Annotated in this window: 16 protein-coding genes; 4 read left to right on the forward strand and 12 right to left on the reverse strand. The window is 71.6% G+C overall.

The window, feature by feature from the left end; translation table 11 throughout:
• The coding region (locus C3488_RS15060) for a twin-arginine translocation signal domain-containing protein (protein ID WP_146067865.1) at positions 1 to 406 on the reverse strand (406 nt) is incomplete at its 3' end.
• A gap of 370 nt (positions 407 to 776) precedes the next feature.
• On the opposite strand from C3488_RS15060, the gene C3488_RS15065 reads away from it, so the two are divergent.
• Positions 777 to 3,608, forward strand: a complete 2,832-nt coding sequence (locus tag C3488_RS15065) for a glycoside hydrolase family 3 C-terminal domain-containing protein (RefSeq protein ID WP_103839922.1) — start codon at positions 777 to 779, stop codon at positions 3,606 to 3,608.
• Between the two features lie 78 nt (positions 3,609 to 3,686).
• Here C3488_RS15065 and C3488_RS15070 read toward each other — a convergent pair whose 3' ends face one another.
• The 3 genes from C3488_RS15070 to C3488_RS15080 all read right to left on the reverse strand — a co-directional run bounded on the left by C3488_RS15070 (position 3,687) and on the right by C3488_RS15080 (position 9,280).
• Complete coding sequence (locus tag C3488_RS15070; RefSeq protein ID WP_103839923.1) at positions 3,687 to 5,132, reverse strand: aldehyde dehydrogenase family protein; 1,446 nt, start codon at positions 5,130 to 5,132, stop codon at positions 3,687 to 3,689.
• A 211-nt stretch (positions 5,133 to 5,343) separates the two neighbouring features.
• Entirely contained in the window at positions 5,344 to 7,029 is a 1,686-nt protein-coding gene (locus C3488_RS15075; protein WP_103839924.1) for a PucR family transcriptional regulator, read from the reverse strand.
• A 133-nt stretch (positions 7,030 to 7,162) separates the two neighbouring features.
• On the reverse strand, positions 7,163 to 9,280 hold the full coding sequence (locus tag C3488_RS15080; RefSeq protein ID WP_103839925.1) for an ATP-binding protein: 2,118 nt from the start codon (positions 9,278 to 9,280) through the stop codon (positions 7,163 to 7,165).
• Between the two features lie 291 nt (positions 9,281 to 9,571).
• Here C3488_RS15080 and gabT point away from each other — a divergent pair, with 291 nt between their 5' ends.
• Positions 9,572 to 10,906 (forward strand): 4-aminobutyrate--2-oxoglutarate transaminase, encoded by a 1,335-nt coding sequence (gabT, locus tag C3488_RS15085; protein ID WP_103839926.1) that lies wholly within the window; start codon positions 9,572 to 9,574, stop codon positions 10,904 to 10,906.
• A gap of 324 nt (positions 10,907 to 11,230) precedes the next feature.
• Here gabT and C3488_RS15095 read toward each other — a convergent pair whose 3' ends face one another.
• Positions 11,231 to 11,656, reverse strand: a complete 426-nt coding sequence (locus C3488_RS15095) for a DUF5959 family protein (RefSeq protein ID WP_103839978.1) — start codon at positions 11,654 to 11,656, stop codon at positions 11,231 to 11,233.
• 106 nt (positions 11,657 to 11,762) lie between these two features.
• Here C3488_RS15095 and C3488_RS15100 point away from each other — a divergent pair, with 106 nt between their 5' ends.
• Complete coding sequence (locus tag C3488_RS15100; RefSeq protein ID WP_308460670.1) at positions 11,763 to 12,404, forward strand: phosphatase PAP2 family protein; 642 nt, start codon at positions 11,763 to 11,765, stop codon at positions 12,402 to 12,404.
• Positions 12,405 to 12,421: 17 nt separating this feature from the next.
• Here C3488_RS15100 and C3488_RS15105 read toward each other — a convergent pair whose 3' ends face one another.
• The 6 genes from C3488_RS15105 to C3488_RS15130 form a co-directional block, all read right to left on the reverse strand.
• Complete coding sequence (locus C3488_RS15105; protein WP_103839927.1) at positions 12,422 to 13,840, reverse strand: FAD-binding oxidoreductase; 1,419 nt, start codon at positions 13,838 to 13,840, stop codon at positions 12,422 to 12,424.
• Positions 13,841 to 13,878: 38 nt separating this feature from the next.
• Entirely contained in the window at positions 13,879 to 14,679 is an 801-nt protein-coding gene (locus C3488_RS15110; protein WP_103839928.1) for an ABC transporter permease, read from the reverse strand.
• A 2-nt stretch (positions 14,680 to 14,681) separates the two neighbouring features.
• Complete coding sequence (locus C3488_RS15115) at positions 14,682 to 15,614, reverse strand: ABC transporter permease (protein ID WP_103839929.1); 933 nt, start codon at positions 15,612 to 15,614, stop codon at positions 14,682 to 14,684.
• Entirely contained in the window at positions 15,614 to 16,780 is a 1,167-nt protein-coding gene (locus C3488_RS15120) for an ABC transporter ATP-binding protein (RefSeq protein ID WP_103839930.1), read from the reverse strand. The genes C3488_RS15115 and C3488_RS15120 overlap by 1 nt, the downstream gene beginning before the upstream one ends.
• Positions 16,777 to 18,024, reverse strand: a complete 1,248-nt coding sequence (locus tag C3488_RS15125) for a spermidine/putrescine ABC transporter substrate-binding protein (RefSeq protein ID WP_103839931.1) — start codon at positions 18,022 to 18,024, stop codon at positions 16,777 to 16,779. Before C3488_RS15125 ends, C3488_RS15120 begins: the two co-directional genes overlap by 4 nt.
• Before the next feature lie 89 nt (positions 18,025 to 18,113).
• A complete protein-coding gene (locus tag C3488_RS15130) occupies positions 18,114 to 19,667 on the reverse strand; it encodes a gamma-aminobutyraldehyde dehydrogenase (RefSeq protein ID WP_103839932.1) in 1,554 nt (517 codons plus the stop codon).
• A gap of 181 nt (positions 19,668 to 19,848) precedes the next feature.
• On the opposite strand from C3488_RS15130, the gene C3488_RS15135 reads away from it, so the two are divergent.
• Positions 19,849 to 20,487: an NADAR family protein gene (locus tag C3488_RS15135; protein WP_103839933.1), complete on the forward strand. Its 639-nt coding sequence runs from the start codon at positions 19,849 to 19,851 to the stop codon at positions 20,485 to 20,487.
• On the opposite strand, the gene C3488_RS15140 is transcribed toward C3488_RS15135, so the two are convergent.
• A complete protein-coding gene (locus C3488_RS15140) occupies positions 20,451 to 20,906 on the reverse strand; it encodes a DUF4190 domain-containing protein (protein ID WP_103839934.1) in 456 nt (151 codons plus the stop codon). The two genes, C3488_RS15135 and C3488_RS15140, sit on opposite strands and share 37 nt — an antisense overlap.
• Between the last annotated feature and the right edge of the window lie 543 nt (positions 20,907 to 21,449).

Here is a 21,449-nt window from a genome sequence, read left to right on the forward strand (position 1 = left end):
AGGTGATCTTGGTGCCCGCCGCCGCGTCGAGTGCCTTGTAGTACGCGCAATCGGGCTTCGGCGGGGTGCCCCAGAGCGGGGACAGGATAGTGAAGGGGGCGCCGGTGCCGAGCTTGTCCGGGACCGACGTGGCGAGGGACGCGAGATCGATCTTGCTGGTGAAACCGGCGGCCGACCCGTACTTCGACGGAATGTCCGGCTTGGCGACCGTGCTGGCGACATACGTCGGGAGCAGCTTGTCCGCGGCCTTGCCCGACGTGGTGCCCTCACGCGAGCCGCTGTCCGAACCGCCGCAGGCGGCGAGCAGTGGCATACCCCCGGCCACTGCTGCGGTGGCGACCGCCGTGGAGGCGAGGAAGCTTCTCCGGCTGGGCCCGGAAGAGGCGGAAGCGGAGTTCGGCGTCATTGCGTCAACCCTTCATGGCGCACCAGGACACCCGGCGGAAGGAGCCGTCGGCTGCGGTGTCTCGAGTGGAACTTGGCTGAGCTGAAGCGGCGGTGACATCGGAGGGAATGGGGACCACACTGAGCGGGCCCTCCGCCGTCGAAGCGCTTCGATGTTGCTGCGAGGTTAAGTGAACACCTGGGGGCGCACAAGGGTCGCTTCCAAGATTCCTCGCGGGCGGGGAGGCACCGGCTGAACGGATGAGAGGGCTAGGAATCACAGTGAGAGAACGGAGAGGTTGCGTCTGGGTGTCTTGACACGCACCCCGAAGTCGAATGAGCATCGAAGCGCTTCGAAAGCGCCCGCCGCTCGATCTCCGAAGGATCACCACGTGACTGCACAGACGCCGCCCGCGCACCCTTTCCGTGATCCGCAGCTGCCGTTCGCGAAGCGCATCGACGACTTGATGGCGCGGCTGACGCTCGATGAGAAGATCTCGTTCCTGCACCAGTTCGCACCCGCCGTCGAGCGCCTCGGCATCGCCGCGTTCCGCACCGGCCAGGAGGCCCTGCACGGAGTGGCGTGGATGGGCCCCGCAACGGTGTTCCCGCAGGCCGTCGGGCTCGGCGCGACCTGGAACGAGGACCTGGTGCGCCGCGTCGGCGAGGCGGTCTCCAAGGAGGTCCGCGCGATGCGCGCCCGCGACGAACGCGTCGGTCTCAACGTCTGGGCGCCCACGGTCAACCTGCTGCGCCACCCGCTGTGGGGCCGCAACGAGGAGGGCTACTCGGAGGACCCGCGGCTGACCTCGGCGATCGCGACGGCGTACACGCGCGGTCTGCGCGGCGACCATCCGACGTACTGGCGGACCGCCCCGGTCCTCAAGCACTGGCTCGCCCACAACAACGAGACGAACCGCGACACGACCTCCTCCTCGGTCCGTCCGCGCGTGCTGCACGAGTACGACCTGCGGGCGTTCCGTGAGGCCGTTCAAGCGGGCTCGGTGGCCGGGGTGATGCCCGCCTACAACCTGGTCAACGGCCGCCCCAACCATGTCTCGCCGTATCTGCGCGAGCACCTGCGCCGCTGGAGCGACCAGGAGTTGATGGTCTGCTCGGACGCGGGCGCGCCGTCCAACCTGGTCGACTCCGAGCACTACTTCGACACGCACGAGGAGGCGACGGCCGCGGCGGTCCAGGCCGGCGTCGACAGCTTCACCGACCACGGCACGGACAGCTCGACGATCGTCGCGCGGATCAAGGGCGCGCTGGCGAAGGGGCTGCTGAACGAGGAGGACATCGACCAGGCGGTGCGCCGGCAGCTCTCGGTGCGGTTCCGGCTCGGCGAGTTCGACCCGCGCCTCGACCCGCACGCGGGCACCCGGGACTTCGACACCCCGGCCCATCGGGCGCTCGCCCTGGAGGCCGCGGAACAGGCGGTCGTGCTGCTGAAGAACGACGGCCTGCTGCCGCTCGCCGACGGTGCGCGCGTCGCGGCGGTCGGGCTGCTGGCCGACGAGAGCAAGCTCGACTGGTACAGCGGCACGCTGATCCACCGGTCCACACCGCTGGAGGGCCTGTACGAGCGCTTCGGTGCCGAGCGTGTGGACTTCGCGGAGGGTGTGGACCGGGTACGTCTGAAGACCACCGCCGGTGCCTATCTGCGGGTGCCCGCGGCCGACGCCGACGACGAGGTGCGCGGCGCCGAGGGCGCCCTGGACCCGGCGCTGCTCCAGGGCCGCACGGACCTGCCGCCGCTCACCGTCGACGAGCACGGCAGCGAACTCGCGCTGATCGACTGGGGCGAGGGCCTGCTGACCTTCCGCGCCCCCGACGGGCGGTACCTCTCGGTCGCCGACGACGGGTACGTCCGCGCCTCCGCGGACCAGCCCGGCGGCTGGGTCGTCCAGGAGACGTTCCGCCTGGAACCCCATGGCAGCGGCCACCTCCTGAAGCACGTCGGCACGGGCGGGTACGTGTCGGTCGCCGCCGACGGCGTGAAGGTTGCCGAGGACCAGAGGGAAGTCTTCGAACTGGAGGTCATCGAGCGCGGCGAGGACGCGGTCACCCGGGCGGCGGCCGGAGCGGACGTGGTGCTCGTGTTCGCGGGCAACGACCCGCACCTGAACGGCCGCGAGACCGAGGACCGTACGACGCTGCGCCTGCCCGGTCACCAGGAGCGCCTGCTGCGCGCGGCCCGCGCCGCGAACCCGCGCACCGCGCTGCTGCTGGTGTCCGCATACCCGTACGCGGTCGACTGCGCGGATCTCCCGGCCGTGCTGTGGACCGCGCACGGCGGCCAGGCGGCGGGCACCGCGCTGGCCCGGGTGCTGTCCGGCGACGTCTCCCCCGCGGGCCGGCTGCCGCAGACCTGGTACGCGGACGACGCGGACCTGCCCGATCTGCTCGACTACGACGTGATCGGCAGCCGACAGACGTATCTGTACTTCGAGGGAACGCCGCTGTTCCCGTTCGGGCACGGGCTGTCGTACGCGTCCTTCGCCTACGGCGACCTCACGGCACGGGTGGAGGACGGGCGGGTGGCGGTCTCCTTCACCGTGACCAACACGAGCACGCGGGCCGCCGACGAGGTCGCCCAGGTGTACACCCGGGCCGTCGAACCGTCGGTCCCGCGTCCGCGCCGCGAGCTGGTCGCCCACCGGCGCGTGCACCTGGCGCCCGGCGCCTCGGCCGAGCTGGCCTTCGAGGTGCCGCTCGGCGCCCTGGAGTTCTGGGACGTGTCGCACGGGCGGTGGCGGATCGAGCCCGGCCCGTACGAGATCCTGGTGGGCTCGTCGAGCGAGGACATCCGGCTGCGGACGACGATCACACCGCCCGGTGAGCCGGCCGGACCGCGCCCGGTGCGTGAACGGGGCCTGGAGGCCGCCGACTTCGACGAGCAGCGGGGCACGGTGATCGTCGACCGCACGAAGGTGTCGGGGGACGCCGTGACGCCCGTCGACGGGGGGACGGGTGAACTGCTCTTCCGGCACTGCGACTTCGCGCACGGGGTGACGAGCGTGACGGTGCGCGTCGCCGGCGAGGGCACCGTCGAGCTGTCCCTTGACGGGAGCGGGCCCTCGGCCGTGCTCACGCTCGCCGCGCCCACCGGCCTGTACGACTACACCACCGTGGACGCCGCGTTCACCGCCTCCGGTGTGCACGACGTCCGCATCGGACTGCGCGGCCCGCTGCGGCTCGCGCACGTCGGCTTCTCCGGTTGAGGGTCCGGACCAGGCCGACGGGAGGAAGGGGCCCGGCACCGGAAGGCAGCGGTGCCGGGCCCCTTCATGCACGTTCGCTCAGAGGGCGAGGCCGGTCAGGACCAGCACCCGCTCGTAGGTGTAGTCCTCCATCGCGAACCTCACGCCCTCACGCCCGACACCGGACAGCTTGGCACCGCCGTACGGCATCTGGTCGGCGCGGTAGGACGGCACGTCGCCGATGACCACGCCACCGACCTCGAGGGCCCGGTGGGCGCGGAAGGCGACCTGGAGGTCGTGGGTGAACACGCCCGCCTGAAGACCGTACTTGGAGTCGTTGACCGCGTCGAACGCCTCGGCCTCGCCATCCACCTTCTGCACGGTGAGAACCGGCCCGAAGACCTCCTCGCAGGAGATGGTCACACCGGCGGGGACGTCGGTGAGGACGGTCGGCGCGTAGGAGGCGCCGTCCCGCTTGCCCCCGGTGAGCAGCGTGGCGCCCGCGTTCACCGCCTCGTCGACCCAGGACTCCACGCGCTTCGCGGCGTCCTCGCTGATCAGCGGGCCGACATCGGTCGCACCGTCGGACGGGTCGCCGGTGACCTGGGCCTCGACGGCGGCGACGATGCGCGGCAGCAGCCGGTCGTACACCGAGGCGTCGGCGATCACGCGCTGCACGGAGATGCAGGACTGGCCGCCCTGGTAGTTGGAGAAGGTGGCGATGCGGTTCGCGGCCCAGTCCAGGTCCTCGTCGCTCGCGTAGTCGGCGAGCACGACGGCCGCACCGTTGCCGCCCAGTTCCAGCGTGCAGTGCTTGCGCGGGACCGAGTCCATGATCGCGTAGCCGACCTTCTCGGAACCGGTGAAGGAGATGACCGGCAGGCGCTCGTCCTGGACGAGGGCGGGCATGCGGTCGTTGGGGACCGGCAGGATCGACCAGGAGCCGGCGGGCAGCTCGGTCTCGGCGAGCAGCTCGCCGATGATCAGACCGGACAGCGGGGTGGCCGGGGCGGGCTTGAGGATGATGGGGGCGCCGGCGGCGATGGCCGGGGCGACCTTGTGGGCGCACAGGTTCAGCGGGAAGTTGAACGGCGCGATGCCGAGGACGACGCCCTTGGGGAAGCGGCGGGTCAGCGCGAGGCGGCCCTGGCCGCCGGCGTCGGTGTCGAGGCGCTGGGCCTCGCCGCCGTTGAAGCGGCGGGCCTCCTCGGCGGCGAAGCGGAACACGGAGACGGCACGGCCGACCTCACCGCGCGCCCACTTGATGGGCTTGCCGTTCTCGGCGGAGATCAGTTGCGCGATCTCCTCGGTGCGCTCCGCGAGCCGCCTCGAGACGTGGTCGAGGGCGGCGGCGCGGACGTGGGCCGGGGTGGCGGCGAACTCGTCGCGCACGGCGTGCGCGGCGGCCACGGCCTCCTCGACCTGCGCCTCGGTCGGGACACTGACCTTTCCGACGAGCCCGCCGTCCCACGGGGAGGTGACGTCGAAGGTGGTCTCACCGGTGACCTGGCGGCCGGCGAGCCAGAAGGCGTGGGTGGAAGTCATAGCGTTCAGTCCCGGCCCTTCCGAGGTTGGCTGGTGCTTGGGGTTGCGTGGTCCACCGTAGGGCGGGGACGCCCAGGGGTCGTTTGTCCGGGGAGTAGCACTGCCCGGGCGGGCTTCTACGGGATGTACAGCGGGCGGCACGCAGAGCCGTACGGCGGTGGTGCCGCACCGCGGAGTCATACGGCGGTGGTGACGCCGTGCGGTGGCCGCGTCACTCCCCCGCCGCAGCCGTGGCCTTGAGCGCGAGCCACAGTTCCATCCGGACGTCCGGGTCGTCCAGGGAGCGGCCCAGGATCTCCTCGACCCGGCGCATCCGGTAGCGCAGCGTGTGGCGGTGGACGCCGAGGTCGGCGGCCGCCGCGTCCCACTGGCCGTGGTGGGACAGCCAGGCCCGCAGCGAGGCGACCAGGTCGCCGCGGCCCGTCGCGTCGTGTTCGCGCAGGGCGCGCAGCAGTCCGTCCGCGAAGGCGCGTACGGCGTCGTCCTGGAGCAGCGGCAGCACCGACCCGGTCGCCAGTTCCTCGTGCTCGACCAGCGCCCGGCCGCGCCGCCGGGCCACCGAGAGCGCCTGTTCGGCCTGCTTGTAGGCGGCGGCCGCGGCGATCGGCCCGGCGGGCGCCGACATCCCGACCACCAGTTCGTCCTCGTCGGTGGCCGACTGCTCGCGGGCGGCGGCCCGGGCCGCCTGGACCGCCGGCGCGTACTCCAGGCAGGCGGCGACGGCAGCGCCCCCGTCGGCGGCGAGGATCACGATCCGGGCCTCCCCCTCGGGCACGACGAGGACGGCCTCGCCGGAGCGGGCGGCGGCGGACTCCACGGTCTCCACGAGCCCCTCCAGGGGGTCGCCGTCCGTGTCGACCGCCGCCGCGAGCGCTGCGGCGGTCGGCTGCGCGGTCACCACGCGCGCGTGCCCGTCCGCGTGCGCCCGGGCGGCCGACGCGGACGCCGACTCGGCGACGATCACCCGGAAAGGCGCGTCCAGGAGGTGGCCGTACAGGTCCCCGGCCACGGCGCGGGCGTGGTCCGGCTGCCCGGCCAGCAGCATGCGCAGCACGGCCGCGCCGATCCGCTGCTCGGCGGCGTGCAGGGACCGGGAGCGTTCGGTGGTGAGGGTGAGCAGGGCGATGGCGGAGTGCACGGCGTACCGCTCGGCCGTACCCAGCGGGGCGGCCGTGCCCACGGCGAGCGCGGCGCGCGGACGCCGTCCGGTGCCGAGGGAGTGCAGCTCGACCCGGTCCTCTCCCTTCCCCTCTCCGTTCGACCCGCCGACCACGGAGGTGGCCGGCGCGGGCCGCCCCCGCAGGCGCTCGACGTCGGCGGTGAGCCGTGCCGCACGCCGTCCCGCCCACTCGGGCGCGGCGGCGACGACGGCTCCGGAGGCGTCGTACAGGGCGGCCCAGCCGTCGACCTGGGCGGCGAGCGCGGCGAGCAGCCCCTCCGGGCCGGCGCTGAGGGCCTGCCTGGTCAGCTCGCGCTGCGCGGCGAACCCCGCGGTCACGGCCCGGTACTGGTCGGCGGCGATGGCGGCGGAGACGGCCTTGCTGATGGCGAGGAACGGGGTGCGGCGCGGCACCTCGAGCAGCGGAAGCCCCTCCTCGCGGGCCGCGTCCACGAGGGCCTTGGGGACCTCGTCGTAGTTGACGCCGACGGCGAAGCCGAGGCCGACCACGCCCGCGCCCACCAGCCGCTTCACATAGCGGCGCATGACCTCCGGGTCCTCCGCGTCCAGCTTGAGCGCGGTGATCAGGAGCAGCTCGCCGCCCTCCATGTAGGGCACGGGGTCGGCGAGTTCGCTGACGTGTGCCCAGCGGACCGGGACGTCCAGGCGGTCCTCGCCCGCGCGCACGGTCAGCTTGAGCGCGGAGTGGTGCACGAGCGAGGCGAGGGTGAGGGGCATGGGGCCTTCGGATCCTGTGTTCTCTGCGACCGTTGCGATCATCGTGTGATCGTCGTGATCCTTTGGCCGCCGCGTATGAACGACCTACGCCGATTCTGCCTCACCGTACGGTCGGCGCGTGCCCTGATCCTCGTCAGTTCCGTAGATCCACCAGCAGCGGCGGGGCGTGCTCACCCTTCACATTCGTCACGGAGAGCACCGCGTGCCCCGGCGGCACGGCGTGCGCCAGTTCGGACGCGGACCACCGCTCGCGCTCGACCTGGCGGACGGTGACCGCGCGCGCGGTCGGCGCGTGGCCGGTGATCACCCGGCGCAGCATGTGCAGGGCCTTGCCCGCCGGGGTCTCGGCGATGATCTGCCGGTCGGTGACGTCCCGGGTCTCGGTCCACTCCTTGCCCCACACCTCGGCGAAGTCCTGGCCGTCCCAGGGGGTGAGGCCGGACAGCGCCATCCGGCACCCGGCGGCGCCGAGCAGGGGCCCGCGCAGCGGCCGGGGCACGTCGTCCAGGGTGCGCAGGGTGAGCACGACACCGGCGTTCGCGGACCTGAGCCGCTGGATGCCGCGGACGGCCTCGGGCGTGACGGCCCCGCTCGCGTCGTCGAGGAGCAGGCAGGCGAAGAGGGACCTGTCCTCTCGGGCGGCGACACTGGCCGTGAACTGGGCGAGCACCAGGCGCGCGAGAATCCTCGAGGCGTCGGCGTGACCGCGCTCGGGCAGGTCGATGCGGACCCGCACCGGGTGGTCGAGGGCACGCAGCGAGAACGGCCGGGTCTGGCCGGAAGTGTCGAAGAACTGTGCGAACGCGGGCCGGTCGAGCAGCGCGACCCGGTCGGCGAGCACGCCGCCGACGTCGCCGGGGTGCCGGGACTGCCGCTCCCGGGCGTCCAGTTCGCGCAGCAGGGCGTCTTGTCCGGTGTCCTTCAGGGCCTTGCGCAGGGCGGCGAGGGGCCCGGGCGCGCCGTCGAGGAGCTGGCGCAGCTCCGGTACGGACGGGAAGCGGCCGTGGACGGCCCGGTAGGGCCCGAGGAGCTGGGCGAGGACGGTGGCGGAGCGGCGGCTGTCCCCGCCGGGGTGCGGGTCGGCGAGGTCGCCGACGAGCGCCTCGGCGAGCACGGACGCCGCCTCGTCCGGGTCGGTGGTCCCGCCGTACAGGTCCAGGACGTAGACGGATTCGGGGTGTCCGACGCGTACGACGACGTCGTAGGCGTCCGCGGGTCCGAGCCCGGCGCCGGCCGCCCCGACCACGACGACGGCGGCCCGCCCGGTGAGCGCGTGCAGGCACAGCGACTCGGCGAGCGGCCACACCAGCGAGCTGGTCTTGCCGGACCCGGCGGGCCCCACGGCGACGAGGGAGGTGGCGAGCAGGTCGAGGCCGAGGGCGAGTCCGCTGCCGCGGTAGGCGTAGGGATTGCGGGGGTCGTCGACGGCGGTGCCGAGCCTGACCTGGCCGGTGAACAGGTCGTGGCGGGCGAGCCGGGCCGGCAGGTCCCGCTCCCCTGAGGGGTGCGGGCAGGCGGCGGCGCCGTCCTTGAGGACCGCGCCGGTGAACGTGGTCAGGTCGTGCCGCCCGCTGAGCACGCCCTGCCAGGCGCGGGTGATGCGGGCGTGGTCGACGTCGCGCATCAGCCCGGCGTGCGCGTCGGCGGCGAGCCGGTCGGCGGCCTCGTGCGCCCCGGCGGCGCGGATCTGGTTGAACCGGGCGGGGTCGTCCTCGGGCGCCGGGGGCTTCTCGGCCACGGGGGCGGCGGCGCGCCAGGCGGGCGGTCCGAAGCGGCGCCATACCTCGCCCCAGCGGCCGAGCTTGCCGACCGTGAGCATGATCGCGAGGGCGATCACCGTGTAGTAGCCGTACCAGAGGAAGGCGTTGCCGACGCGGTCGTTGCTGTGCCGCCAGGAGTCGGGGGTGAACAGCTCCAGCGGTACCACCCACCAGCCGCCGAGGTAGCCGTTCCACAGCAGCGACCAGATCAGCCAGCCGACCAGGAAGGCGATGAGCGCCCCGCTGAGCAGCTGCCGTGTCGGGGTCCGCTCCGGTTCCTGCTGCGGCCGTGGCCGGTGCCCGAAGCGCCACACGCCGGGCAGCGCGGGCGGCCGCGGCGCCCGCAGCCAGGCCAGGAACGCCGAGCCGTCCGGCCGCGGCGGCAGCCCGGGGGCGTGCGCCGGGCGGGGCGGCACCGGGAGCGGTCCCGCCGGACGCGGCACGGGATTGGCCCGTGTGCTCCGTGCGTCCTGCGTTCCGTCGCTGTCCATCGCCGTTGCCCCCTGACCAGCCGCTCCGTCCACCATCAGCGAGTCAATCTAACCGTCCCGGCAAGGGGAGTTCACCGCATACGCGACCGGGTGTCCGGTGAGGCGTCCCCTTCCGTGGCGTCCGCCGCTATGTCCACGGCGGACAAGCGGGCGCGCGCAAGGCGCCCACATGGAGCATGCCCACCCTCCGCGGCCCGTCTTAGCCTGCGAGAAAAGAAGGCAAGCGTCCGAAAAACACCTTCGTCGACACGACCGTCGACATGCCGAACGCAAGATCATCAGGGAGCCCCCATGACCGCACTTCCGCAGGAGCGCCGCGTCGTCACCGCCATCCCCGGCCCGAAGTCGCTCGAGCTGCAGGCCCGTCGCACCGCCGCGGTCGCGCAGGGCGTGGGCTCCGTGCTGCCGGTCTTCACCACGCGCGCGGGCGGCGGGATCATCGAGGACGTCGACGGCAACCGGCTGATCGACTTCGGTTCCGGCATCGCCGTGACGTCCGTGGGGGCCTCCGCCGAGGCCGTCGTACGCCGGGCGTCCGCCCAGCTGCAGGACTTCACGCACACCTGTTTCATGGTCACGCCGTACGAGGGCTATGTGGCCGTCGCCGAGGCGCTGGCCGAGCTCACGCCGGGTGACCACGCCAAGAAGTCCGCGCTGTTCAACTCGGGCGCCGAGGCCGTCGAGAACGCGGTCAAGATCGCCCGCGCGTACACCAAGCGCCAGGCGGTCGTCGTCTTCGACCACGGCTACCACGGCCGTACGAACCTCACGATGGCCCTGACGGCGAAGAACATGCCGTACAAGCACGGCTTCGGGCCGTTCGCGCCCGAGGTCTACCGCATGCCGATGGCGTACGCCTACCGCTGGCCGACCGGTCCGGACAACTGCGGCCCCGAGGCCGCCGCGCAGGCCATCGACCAGATCACCAAGCAGGTCGGTCCGGACAACGTGGCCGCGATCATCATCGAGCCGGTGCTCGGCGAGGGCGGCTTCATCGAGCCGGCGAAGGGCTTCCTGCCGGCGCTGCGGAAGTTCGCCACGGACAACGGCATCGTCTTCGTCGCCGACGAGATCCAGTCGGGCTTCTGCCGCACCGGCCAGTGGTTCGCGTGCGAGGACGAGGGCATCGTCCCGGATCTGATCACCACCGCCAAGGGCATCGCGGGCGGTCTGCCGCTCGCGGCGGTCACCGGCCGCGCCGAGATCATGGACGCCGCGCACGCGGGCGGCCTCGGCGGCACCTACGGCGGCAACCCGGTCGCCTGCGCGGGCGCGCTCGGCGCGATCGAGACGATGAGGGAACTCGACCTCAACGCCCGGGCGAAGGAGATCGAGGAGACCATGAAGGCCCGCCTCACGGCGATGGCCGAGAAGTTCGACGTGATCGGCGACGTGCGCGGGCGCGGCGCGATGATCGCGATCGAGCTGGTGAAGGACCGTACGACGAAGGAGCCGAACCCGGAGGCGACCTCCGCGCTCGCCAAGGCCTGCCACCAGGAGGGCCTGCTGGTCCTGACCTGTGGCACCTACGGCAACGTGCTGCGCTTCCTGCCGCCGCTGGTGATCGGCCAGGACCTGCTGAACGAGGGACTGGACATCATCGAGCAGGCGTTCGCGCGCATCTGACCACCAACGTCAGAGGGTGTGAAGAAGGTGTGCGAGGTGGATGGCGGGACGCGATTCCGGCTGTCGGAGCGGTTTTCCCTGCCGTAGGTTCTACCCAGATGAGAGATACACCCGCTCACAGGGGACTGTGGGCGGCACTGGGCCGGGGCCTCCCCAGCTTCGACCTGGTCGTGCCCTCGCGCACACAAGGAGCCTTCGGCTCCGGATCTCCTCATGATCGGACGGCCGCACGCCCCAAACCCCCCGGGGCGGGCGGCAACCCGGTCACTACGGCCGCCCCGGAACCACCCCCCCTGTTCCGGGGCGGCCGTCCCGCGTCCCGCCTCACCCGTTCAGGGGCCATGTCTCCCAGATCAGGTCCAGGCGGTGGTACGCGTCGTCGAACCACTCGTCCTTCAGAGGGACCGTCGCGGTCGCCGTCGAGGACGTCGAGGCGTCCTCGACGGTGACGCGGCACCGTTCGCCGTCCTCGTCGCGTTCGACGAACAGCCGGGGGCCCCGTGTGCCCGCACGCCAGGCGATGTGCCGACCGGCGTCCAGCGCGTCCAGGACCTGCTGCCACTGCCGCAGGTCCTCGGGCAGGAGCCAGGCAGGGACGCTGCCCCGCACGAACGGTGTGTCCACGAGGAACTCCCCGGTCAGTACCGGCATCGCGTCCGGATCCCTCCGCGGCTCCATGCCCGTGATCCTGAGCACGACGCTGTTGCCCTCGCCTTCCAGGCGCATCAGGTCGATCGGCGCATCGGCCATTCCAGCCCCTCCCCCACTCAAGTGCTGCCCCACACTAACCGCCGCCACCGACACCGGGCGGGACCCGACCACGGCGGCCCGGCCGACGGGTGTGAAGCTGTCCGACGTGTCGTCGTCCCGAGAACCCGCCCCCCACCGCCGGTGGCCGGCCTGTGTCCTCGCCACCGCCGTCCTCCTCTTCCTCCTCCTCACCTGGCAGGTCGTCGCCCAGGGGCCGCTCGCGCGGGCGGACCGGAGGCTGAGCGGGGACCTGGTCCGTCCCGACCGGGTCTCCGGGGTTCTCGCCGACCTGGGGAACGTCTCCGTCGCCGTGCCGGTCCTCGCCGTGGTGCTCGTGTGCGCCGCCTGGCGTGCCCGGCGCGCCGGTACGCGGCGGTGGTGGCTGCCGTCCGTCGCCGCGGCCGCCCTGATGGCCGTCGTCCCGGCGGTCGTCGTCCCGCTCAAGGACCTCGTCGCCCGGCCGGGCCCACCCGTGATGGGCCCGGCCACCGGCTTCTTCCCCTCCGGCCACACGGCCACCGCCGCCATCGCCTACGGTTCTGCGGCCCTCGTCCTGTGGCCCTGGCTGCGCACGTCCTGCGCCCGCCGCGGCGTGCTCCTCGCCTGCCTCGCCCTCAACCTCGGTGTGGCCTTCGGCCTGGTCCGCCACGGCTATCACTGGCCCCTGGACGTCGTGGCGAGTTGGTGCCTGTGCGCCGTGCTGCTGACCGGACTCGCGGTGTTCCTCGCCCGACACGACAGGCCCTAGCGGTCGGCGGCAGGCCCTCAGCTGTCGAAGCCCAGGCCCAGTCTGTCCATGGTCCTCAGCCACAGGTTGCGCCGCCCCGCGTGCGCGTCCGCCCGCGCCAGCGACCACTTCGTCAGCGCGATGCCCGTCCAGGCGAACGGCTCCGGCGGGAACGGCAGTGGCTTCCTGCGGACCATCTCCAGTTCCGTCCGCTCCGTGCGCTCCCCCGCCAGCAGGTCCAGCATCACCTCCGCGCCGAAACGGGTCGCACCGACGCCGAGGCCCGTGTAACCGGCCGCGTACGCCACCCGCCCCTGGTGGGCCGTGCCGAAGAACGCCGAGAAGCGCGAGCAGGTGTCGATCGCCCCGCCCCACGCGTGGGTGAAGCGAACGCCCTCGAGCTGCGGGAAGCAGGTGAAGAAGTGGCCGGCGAGCTTGGCGTACGTCTCCGGGCGGTCGTCGTACTCGGCGCGCACCCGGCCGCCGTACGGGTAGATCGCGTCGTAGCCGCCCCACAGGATGCGGTTGTCGGCCGAGAGCCGAAAGTAGTGGAACTGGTTCGCCGAGTCCCCGAGGCCCTGGCGGTTCTTCCAGCCGACCGAGGCCAGCTGGTCGGCGGTGAGCGGCTCGGTCATCAGCGCGTAGTCGTAGACCGGGATCGTGTACGAGCGGACGCGCCGCACCAGGTTGGGGAAGACGTTCGTGCCGAGCGCGACGCGCCGCGCGCGCACCTCGCCGTACGGGGTGCGGACGGCCATGCCGGCGCCGTACGGCTTCAGAGTGAGGGCGGGCGTGTGCTCGTGGATGCGGACGCCGAGCCGCAGGCAGGCCCGCTTGAGGCCCCAGGCGAGCTTCGCCGGGTGCACCATGGCCACGCCCCGGCGGTCGTACAGGCCCGCCAGGAAGGTCGGCGAGTCGACCTGTTCCCGTACCGCGTCGGCGTCCAGGTACTCGACGCCGTCGGCGAGGCCCCGGCGTTCCATCTCCTCGTGCCAGTCCTTCAGTTCCCACGCCTGGTACGTCTCCCTCGCCACGTCGATCTCGCCGGTGCGCTCGAAGTCGCAGTCCAGCGAGTGCCGGGCGACCGCCTTCTCGATCTCGTCGAGGTTGCGGGCGCCCAGCTCCTGAAGCTTGTGGATCTCGGCCGGCCAGCGGGCAAGCCCGTTGGCCAGGCCGTGGGTGAGGGAGGCGGCGCAGAAGCCTCCGTTGCGGCCGGAGGCGGCCCAGCCCACCTCACGGCCCTCCACCAGCACCACGTCCCGCCCGGGGTCGCGCTCCTTGGCGATCAGCGCGGTCCACAGTCCGCTGTAGCCGCCGCCCACGACCAGCAGGTCGCAGGTCTCGGCGCCGGTGAGCGCGGGTTCGGGGCGCGGCCTTTCGGGGTCGTCCAGCCAGTACGGGACCGGCCGGGCTTCGGAGAGGGATCTCGTCCAACGGGTCATGGCGCTCGGGGCCATGATGTCAACTCCCCACGGAATTCGAAGGAACGACAGGACTATGCCTTCTTGCGCTTTCTGCGGTTGCCGACGGCCATGGACGCCAGCACGAACAGGACCGCGACGATGAACATCGTCGTACCGATGACATTGATCTGGACGGGCGTTCCGCGCTGCGCCGAACCCCACACGAACATGGGGAAGGTGACGGTGGACCCCGCGTTGAAGTTGGTGATGATGAAGTCGTCGAAGGACAGCGCGAAGGCGAGCAGCGCGCCGGCGGCGATCCCTGGGGCGGCGATGGGGAGCGTGACCCTCAGGAACGTCTGCGCCGGGCCCGCGTACAGGTCCTGCGCCGCCTGTTCCAGCCTCGGGTCCATCGACATCACGCGCGCCTTGACCGCGGTGACGACGAAGCTGAGGCAGAACATGATGTGCGCGATCAGGATGGTCCAGAATCCCAGCTGGGCGCCCATGTTGAGGAACAGGGTGAGCAGCGAGGCCGCCATGACGACCTCAGGCATCGCCATCGGCAGGAAGATCAGCGAGTTCACCGCGCCGCGGGCGCGGAAGCGGTAGCGGACCAGCGCGAAGGCGATCATCGTGCCGAGGACGGTGGCGCCGAGCGTCGCCCACACGGCGATCTGGAGGCTGACCGCCAGCGAGCCGCACATTCCGGCGACGCCGCACGGGTCCTTCCAGGCGTCCATGGAGAACTGCTGCCACTCGTAATTGAAGCGGCCCGTCGGCTTGTTGAAGGAGAAGACCGTGACGACGACGTTCGGGAGCAGGAGATATCCGAGCGTCAGCAGTCCCGCTATGACGACGAGATGGCGCTTGAGCCAGTTGAGGAAGGTCATCTTTAAACCAGATCCTCCGTGCCGGACCTGCGGATGTAGACCGTGACCATGACGAGGATCGCGGCCATCAGGATGAACGAGAGTGCGGCGGCCTTCGGATAGTCGAGGACGGTCAGGAACTGTGTCTGGATGACGTTGCCGACCATGCGCGTGTCCGTCGAGCCGAGCAGATCGGCGTTCACGTAGTCGCCGGCCGCCGGGATGAAGGTCAGCAGGGTGCCGGAGACCACGCCCGGCATCGACAGCGGGAAGGTGACCTTCCTGAAGGTGGTGAAGGGCTGGGCGTACAGGTCGCCGGCCGCCTCGTGCAGGCGCGGGTCGATGCGCTCCAGCGAGGTGTACAACGGCAGGATCATGAACGGCAGGAAGTTGTACGTCAGTCCGCACACCACCGCGAGCGGAGTGGCGAGCACGCGGTCGCCGGAGGTCCAGCCGAGCCAGTTGGTGACGTCCAGGACGTGCAGCGTGTTGAGGGCGCCGACGACCGGGCCGCCGTCCGCGAGGATCGTCTTCCAGGCGAGCGTACGGATCAGGAAACTGGTGAAGAACGGCGCGATCACCAGGATCATGATCAGGTTCCGCCAGCGTCCCGCGCGGAAGGCGATGAGGTACGCGAGCGGGTAGCCGAGGAGCAGACACAGCAGTGTCGCGGCGGCCGCGTAGAGGACGGACCGCACGAACTGCGGCCAGTACGCGGACAGCGCGTCCCAGTAGGTGGCGAAGTGCCAGGTGACCTTGTAGCCCTGCTCCAGGGAGCCGGTCTGCACCGACGTGGACGCCTGGTAGATCATCGGCAGCGCGAAGAAGACCAGCAGCCACAGGATGCCGGGCAGCAGCAGCCAGTACGGCGTGAGGCGGCCCCGTCTGCGCGGGGGCTTCTGCTTCTGGGGAGCGGTGGGCGCGAGGGGCGGGGGCGCCTCGGTGACGGCGGCCATCAGGCGGCCTCCTCCTCGACCTCGGTGACACCGGCGTCGATGTCCTGGGCCGCGTCGAGGCCGAAGGTGTGGGCCGGGCTCCAGTGCAGGACGACCTCGGCGCCGGGCACCAGCCGGGCGTCGCGGTCGATGTTCTGCGCGTAGACCTCGAACTCGGGGCAGACGGGACTGTCGATGACGTACTGCGTGGAGACGCCGATGAAGGAGGAGTCGGCGATCCTCCCGGTGATGCGGTTGCGGCCCTCGGGGATCTCGCCCGCGTCGTCGGCGTGGGTGAGGGAGATCTTCTCGGGGCGCACGCCGACCAGGACCTTGCCGCCGGTCGTCGTGGACGCGCTGCAGCGGGCCTCGGGCAGCACGAGCTTGCCGCCGCCCGCCCTGAGCACGATGTCGTCGCCGTTCTTGGAGTCGACCTCGGCCTCGATCAGGTTGGAGGTGCCGAGGAAGTTGGCGACGAACGTCGTCCGCGGGTTCTCGTACAAGTCGGTGGGCGAGCCGAGTTGCTCGACCCGGCCCGCGTTCATCACGGCGACCGTGTCGGCCATCGTCATGGCCTCCTCCTGGTCGTGCGTGACGTGGATGAAGGTGATGCCGACCTCGGTCTGGATGCGCTTGAGCTCCAGCTGCATCTGGCGGCGCAGCTTGAGGTCCAGGGCGCCGAGCGGCTCGTCGAGGAGGAGCACCTTGGGGTGGTTGATGAGGGCGCGGGCCACGGCCACGCGCTGCTGCTGGCCGCCGGAGAGCTGGTGCGGCTTCTTGCGCGCCTGCTCGCCGAGCTGCACGAGCTCGAGCATGTCCTCGACCTGCTTCTTCACCGACTTGATACCGCGCCGGCGCAGGCCGAAGGCGACGTTCTCGAAGATGTCGAGGTGCGGGAAGAGGGCGTAGGACTGGAAGACCGTGTTCACCGGCCGCTTGTACGGCGGCAGGGCGGTGACCTCCTGGTCGCCGAGGTGGACGGTGCCGCCGGTGGGCTCCTCCAGGCCGGCGATCATGCGCAGGGTGGTGGTCTTGCCGCAGCCGGATGCGCCGAGCAGGGCGAAGAAGGAGCCCTGCGGCACGGTCAGGTCGAGCGGGTGCACGGCGGTGAAGGAGCCGTAGGTCTTGCTGATGCCCGTCAGGCGGACGTCGGCGCCGGTGTCTGTCGTGGTGGTCATCGTCGTCACGCCCCTGTGAGCTTCGCGAACTTCTCTTCGTAGGCCGTCTCTTCCTTCTGCGTCAGCGAACGGAAGGCGTGGGACTTTGCGGCCATGGCCTTGTCGGGAATGATCAGCGGGTTGTCCGCCGCCGACTTGTCGATCTTGGCGAGCTGGTCCTTCACGCCGTCGACAGGGGACACGTAGTTGATGTAGGCGGCGAGCGCGGCGGCCTGTTCGGGCTCGTAGTAGAAGTCGATGAGCCTCTCGGCGTTGGTCTTGTGGCGCGCCTTGTTGGGGATCAGCAGGTTGTCGGTCGACGTCATGTAGCCGCTGTCCGGGATGACGTAGTCGACGTCCGGGCTGTCCGCCTTGAGCTGGACGACGTCGCCGCCCCAGGCCACGCAGGCGGCCAGGTCGCCCTTGGTGAGGTCGGACGTGTAGTCGTTGCCGGTGAAGCGGCGGATCTGGCCCTTGTCGACGGCCTTCTGCAGGCGGGCGATCACCGCGTCGAAGTCGTCGCCGGTGAACTTCGCGGGGTCCTTGCCCATGTCGAGCATCGTCATGCCGACGCTGTCGCGCATCTCCGACAGGAAGCCGACTCGGCCCTTGAGCTTGGGGTTGTCGAGCAGGTCGGAGACCGACCTGACCTCGATGCCGTCGAGGGCCTTCTTGTTGAACGCGATGACCGTGTCGATGCCCTGCCAGGGGTAGGAGTAGGCGCGGCCGGGGTCCCAGTCGGGGCTGCGGAACTGGGCCGACAGGTTGGCGAAGGCGTGCGGCAGGTTGGACGGGTCCAGTTTCTGCACCCAGCCGAGGCGGATCAGCCGGGCGGCCAGCCAGTCGGTGAGGACGATGAGATCGCGGCCGGTGTCCTGGCCGGCGGCGAGCTGCGGTTTGATCTTGCCGAAGAACTCGTTGTTGTCGTTGATGTCCTCGGTGTACTTGACCGTGATCCCGGTCCGCCCGCGGAACGTGTCCAGCGTCGGGTGGTGCTTGCCGCTGTCGTCCACGTCGATGTACTCGGGCCAGTTGGAGAAGTTGACGACCTTCTCCTTCGCCGAGAAGTCCTGGGTGGACGTGCCGCCCTGTGTCTTGCCGGCCGGCGGGATGCCGCAGGCGCTCAGCGCCCCCAGGCCGCCCACGGCGAGCACACCGCCCGCGGAGGCGCGCAGCAGCGAACGGCGGGTCAGGGCGGCCCTGCCGCTGCGGAAACTGCGCCGCATGGCGGCCACTTGGGCCGGGGTCAGGCGGTCGGGCTCGTACTGCTCCATGCGCGTGGTGCCCTTTCGGAGATGGTGCCCTTTCGGGAGGGTGTGCGGCCGCGGGTCGGGCGGCCCGTCCGCCAGTGCGCCGACAGGCGCTAGCGGTCCCCGAAGATCGTGCGGTGCCAGTCCTTGCGGGCCACCGCCGTGTTGTCGAACATGACGTGCTTGATCTGGGTGTATTCCTCGAACGAATAGGTGGACATGTCTTTGCCGAAGCCGGACGCCTGGAAGCCGCCGTGGGGCATCTCGCTGATGATCGGGATGTGGTCGTTGACCCAGACGCAGCCGGACCTGATCTCGCGGGTCGCGCGGTTCGCCCGGTAGACGTCCCGGGTCCAGGCGGAGGCGGCGAGGCCGTAAGGGGTGTCGTTGGCGAGCCGGATGCCGTCGTCGTCGCTGTCGAAGGGCAGGACGACCAGCACGGGCCCGAAGATCTCGGACTGGACGATCTCGCTGTCCTGTGGTGCGTCGGCGATCAGGGTGGGCCGGTAGTACGCGCCGTCCTTGAGGTCGCCCTCGGGGGCCTCCCCGCCGGCCACCACCCGCGCGTAGGCACGCGCCCGGTCGACGAAGCCGGCCACACGGTCCCGCTGGACATGCGAGATCAGCGGGCCCAGGTCGGTGCCGGGAGTGAACGGGTCGCCGAGCCGGACGGTCTCCATGAGGGCGGCGGTCCGCGCGACGAACTCCTCGTACAAAGGCCGCTGCACGTACGCGCGCGTGGCCGCCGTGCAGTCCTGGCCGGTGTTGATGAGGGCGCCCGCGACCGCGCCCTGCACGGCGGCCTCCAGGTCCGCGTCGTCGAACACGACGAAGGGGGCCTTGCCGCCGAGTTCCAGGTGGAGGCGCTTGACGGTCGCGGTGGCGATCTCGGCGACGCGCCTGCCGACCGTGGTCGAACCGGTGAAGGAGGTCATGGCCACGTCGGGGTGACCGACGAGATGCTCACCGGCCTCCTTGCCGGTACCGGTCACGATGTTGATGACACCGTCCGGGATGCCGGCGTACGTGGCGGCCCGCGCGAAGAGCAGGGAGGTCAGCGGGGTCAGCTCCGCGGGCTTCAGGACGATCGTGTTGCCCGCGGCGATCGCCGGGAGGATCTTCCAGGCGGCCATCTGGAGGGGGTAGTTCCAGGGCGCGACGGAGCCGATGACTCCGATGGGTTCGCGGCGGACGTAGGAGGTGTGGTCGCCGGAGTACTCACCGGCGGACTGCCCCTGGAGGTGGCGGGCGGCACCGGCGAAGAAGGCGGTGTTGTCGATCGTGCCGGGTACGTCGAACTCACGCGTGAGCTTGAGCGGTTTGCCGCACTGGAGCGACTCGACGCGGGCGAGCTCCTCGGCGCGGTCGGCGAGGACGGCGGCGAAACGGTGCAGCGCGTCGGAGCGTTCGCCGGGGGTCGCCGCGGACCACTCGGGGAAGGCGGCGCGGGCGGCGGCCACGGCACGGTCGACGTCGTCGGTGCCGGCCAGTTCGTAGGTGTACACCTCGATGCCGGTCGACGGGTCGATCACCGAGTGCGTACGGCCCGAGGTGCCCTTGGCGGGTCGGCCCGCGATGTACTGCGCACCGTCCGCGAAACGTTCCTGTACGTCGTCCCGCGTCGTCGGGCGGGTGGCGGCGTCGCCGGCGTTGCCGGGGTTCTGCATGTCGCTCTCCTCCGCCGCCGGCCCCGCGTGCGCTGCGGGTGCCGGCGTAGCTTCGGCTCGATGTGAGTGCCGATCCTGACAGAGGGAGGGGAGGCCAACAAGTGATTCCGTTGTTGCCTTTTGGTTACGCGACGGAATCTGTCGACCAGGTGTCGAGTGCAACCCGTAAAGCGGGGACGGAATGTCAGTGGTGCGTGCCAGACTCGGCGGCATGGGGAAGATCGATTCGTGGGACGCCCTGATCAGGGAGGTCCACTCGGGGGCGAGGATCAAGTACCTCCACTTCTGGGGGCACCGGCCGCGCGGGGACGGGCGGATCGGCGCGAGCTGCCTCAGCCAGTGGTGGCCGTCGCCGTTCACCGTGGACGGCGTGGAGTACCCGACGGCGGAGCACTGGATGATGGCGTCGAAGGCGCGGCTCTTCGACGACGCGGAGGCGGAGCGGAAGGTGCTCCAGTCGCCGGAGCCCGCGGTCGCGAAGAAGGCCGGGCGGCTGGTGCGCGGCTTCGACGAGGCGATATGGGAGCGCGAGCGGTTCGGCATCGTCGTCGAGGGCAGCGTCCACAAGTTCGCCGCGCATGAGGAGCTGCGGGACTTCCTGCTGGGCACCGGGAAGCGTGTGCTCGTCGAGGCGAGCCCGCTGGACCGGGTGTGGGGCATCGGGCTCGCGGCGGACGACGAACGGGCGACGGATCCCGAGCGGTGGCGAGGGCCGAACCTGCTGGGGTTCGCGCTGATGGAGGCGCGGGAGCGGCTGGCCGCGGGTCAGAGGCGTCCGGTGGATCAGCCGACGGCGCCCGTCACCAGTGAGGCCGAGTAGCCGTCGTCGGTGCCCGTCCCCGGGTCGTCGCTGCTCTCGTCCGGGATGGCGAGGAGGACGATGAGCAGGACGGCGCTCAGGACGAAGCCGACCGCTCCGCAGATCAGGCCGGCCAGGGCCATGCCTCCGTTCGTCGCCTCCCCCCGGCGCGCCTTGCGGCGGCCGAGGATGCCCAAGATCACGGCGAGCACACCGCCGATCATGGCCACCGGCCCGAGGCAGAACAGGACGAGGGAGATGACGCCGAGCACGAGTGAGGCGATCCCCATGCCGTTGCTCGGCGGGAGGGGCATACCGGGCCAGCCGTAGCCGGCGCCCTGGGAGCCGTAGGCCGCTCCGTACCCCGGATATCCGGGGTACGGGGGATAGCCGTACGGCACCTGCCCGGGGCCCTCGGGCCCGATGGGGGGCGGCGGCACGGGCCCGCCCTGGACGGCGGGCGAAGGAGCGAAGGGGGTGCCGGGGGGCTGCGATGCCGGGGCCCGAAGCGGCGTACGGGCCGGCCCAGGGCCCCTGCGGCGGGGTGCCCGGCAGGGCGGGACCCGCGGGCGGGACGGCCGTGGGGCGGCCGGGCACGGAAGGGCTGCCGCCGCCGGAGGCGACGGTTTCCCGGGGGTCGGCGGGGGGCGCCCACGGGTCGGGGGCGGGCTTGTCGAGCCGCACTCCGGAGGCCCGTTCGGCGGGCGCACCCGGTATCCCGCCGCCCGCACCGTCCGGGGCGCCCGGCGCCTGTCCGCCCGCCGTCCCGTCGGTCCCGCCCGTCCCGTGGCCCGGGAAGGCCCACCCGTCCGGTGCCGCGTCCTGAGGTGTTCCCGGGCGCTGGGCGTCGTCGGACATGCGTGGGCCCCCCTTTGTCGAATGTCCCGTCATGCTACGGCCGCGTCTCCCCGACGCGGCCCGCGCCCTACGATGATCCCGCACGTCACCGATCAGCCGATCACCCGCGTCCCGCCCGCGCCCTG

Source organism: Streptomyces sp. Ru72 (assembly GCF_002920635.1).
Classification (GTDB): Bacteria; Actinomycetota; Actinomycetes; order Streptomycetales; family Streptomycetaceae; genus Streptomyces.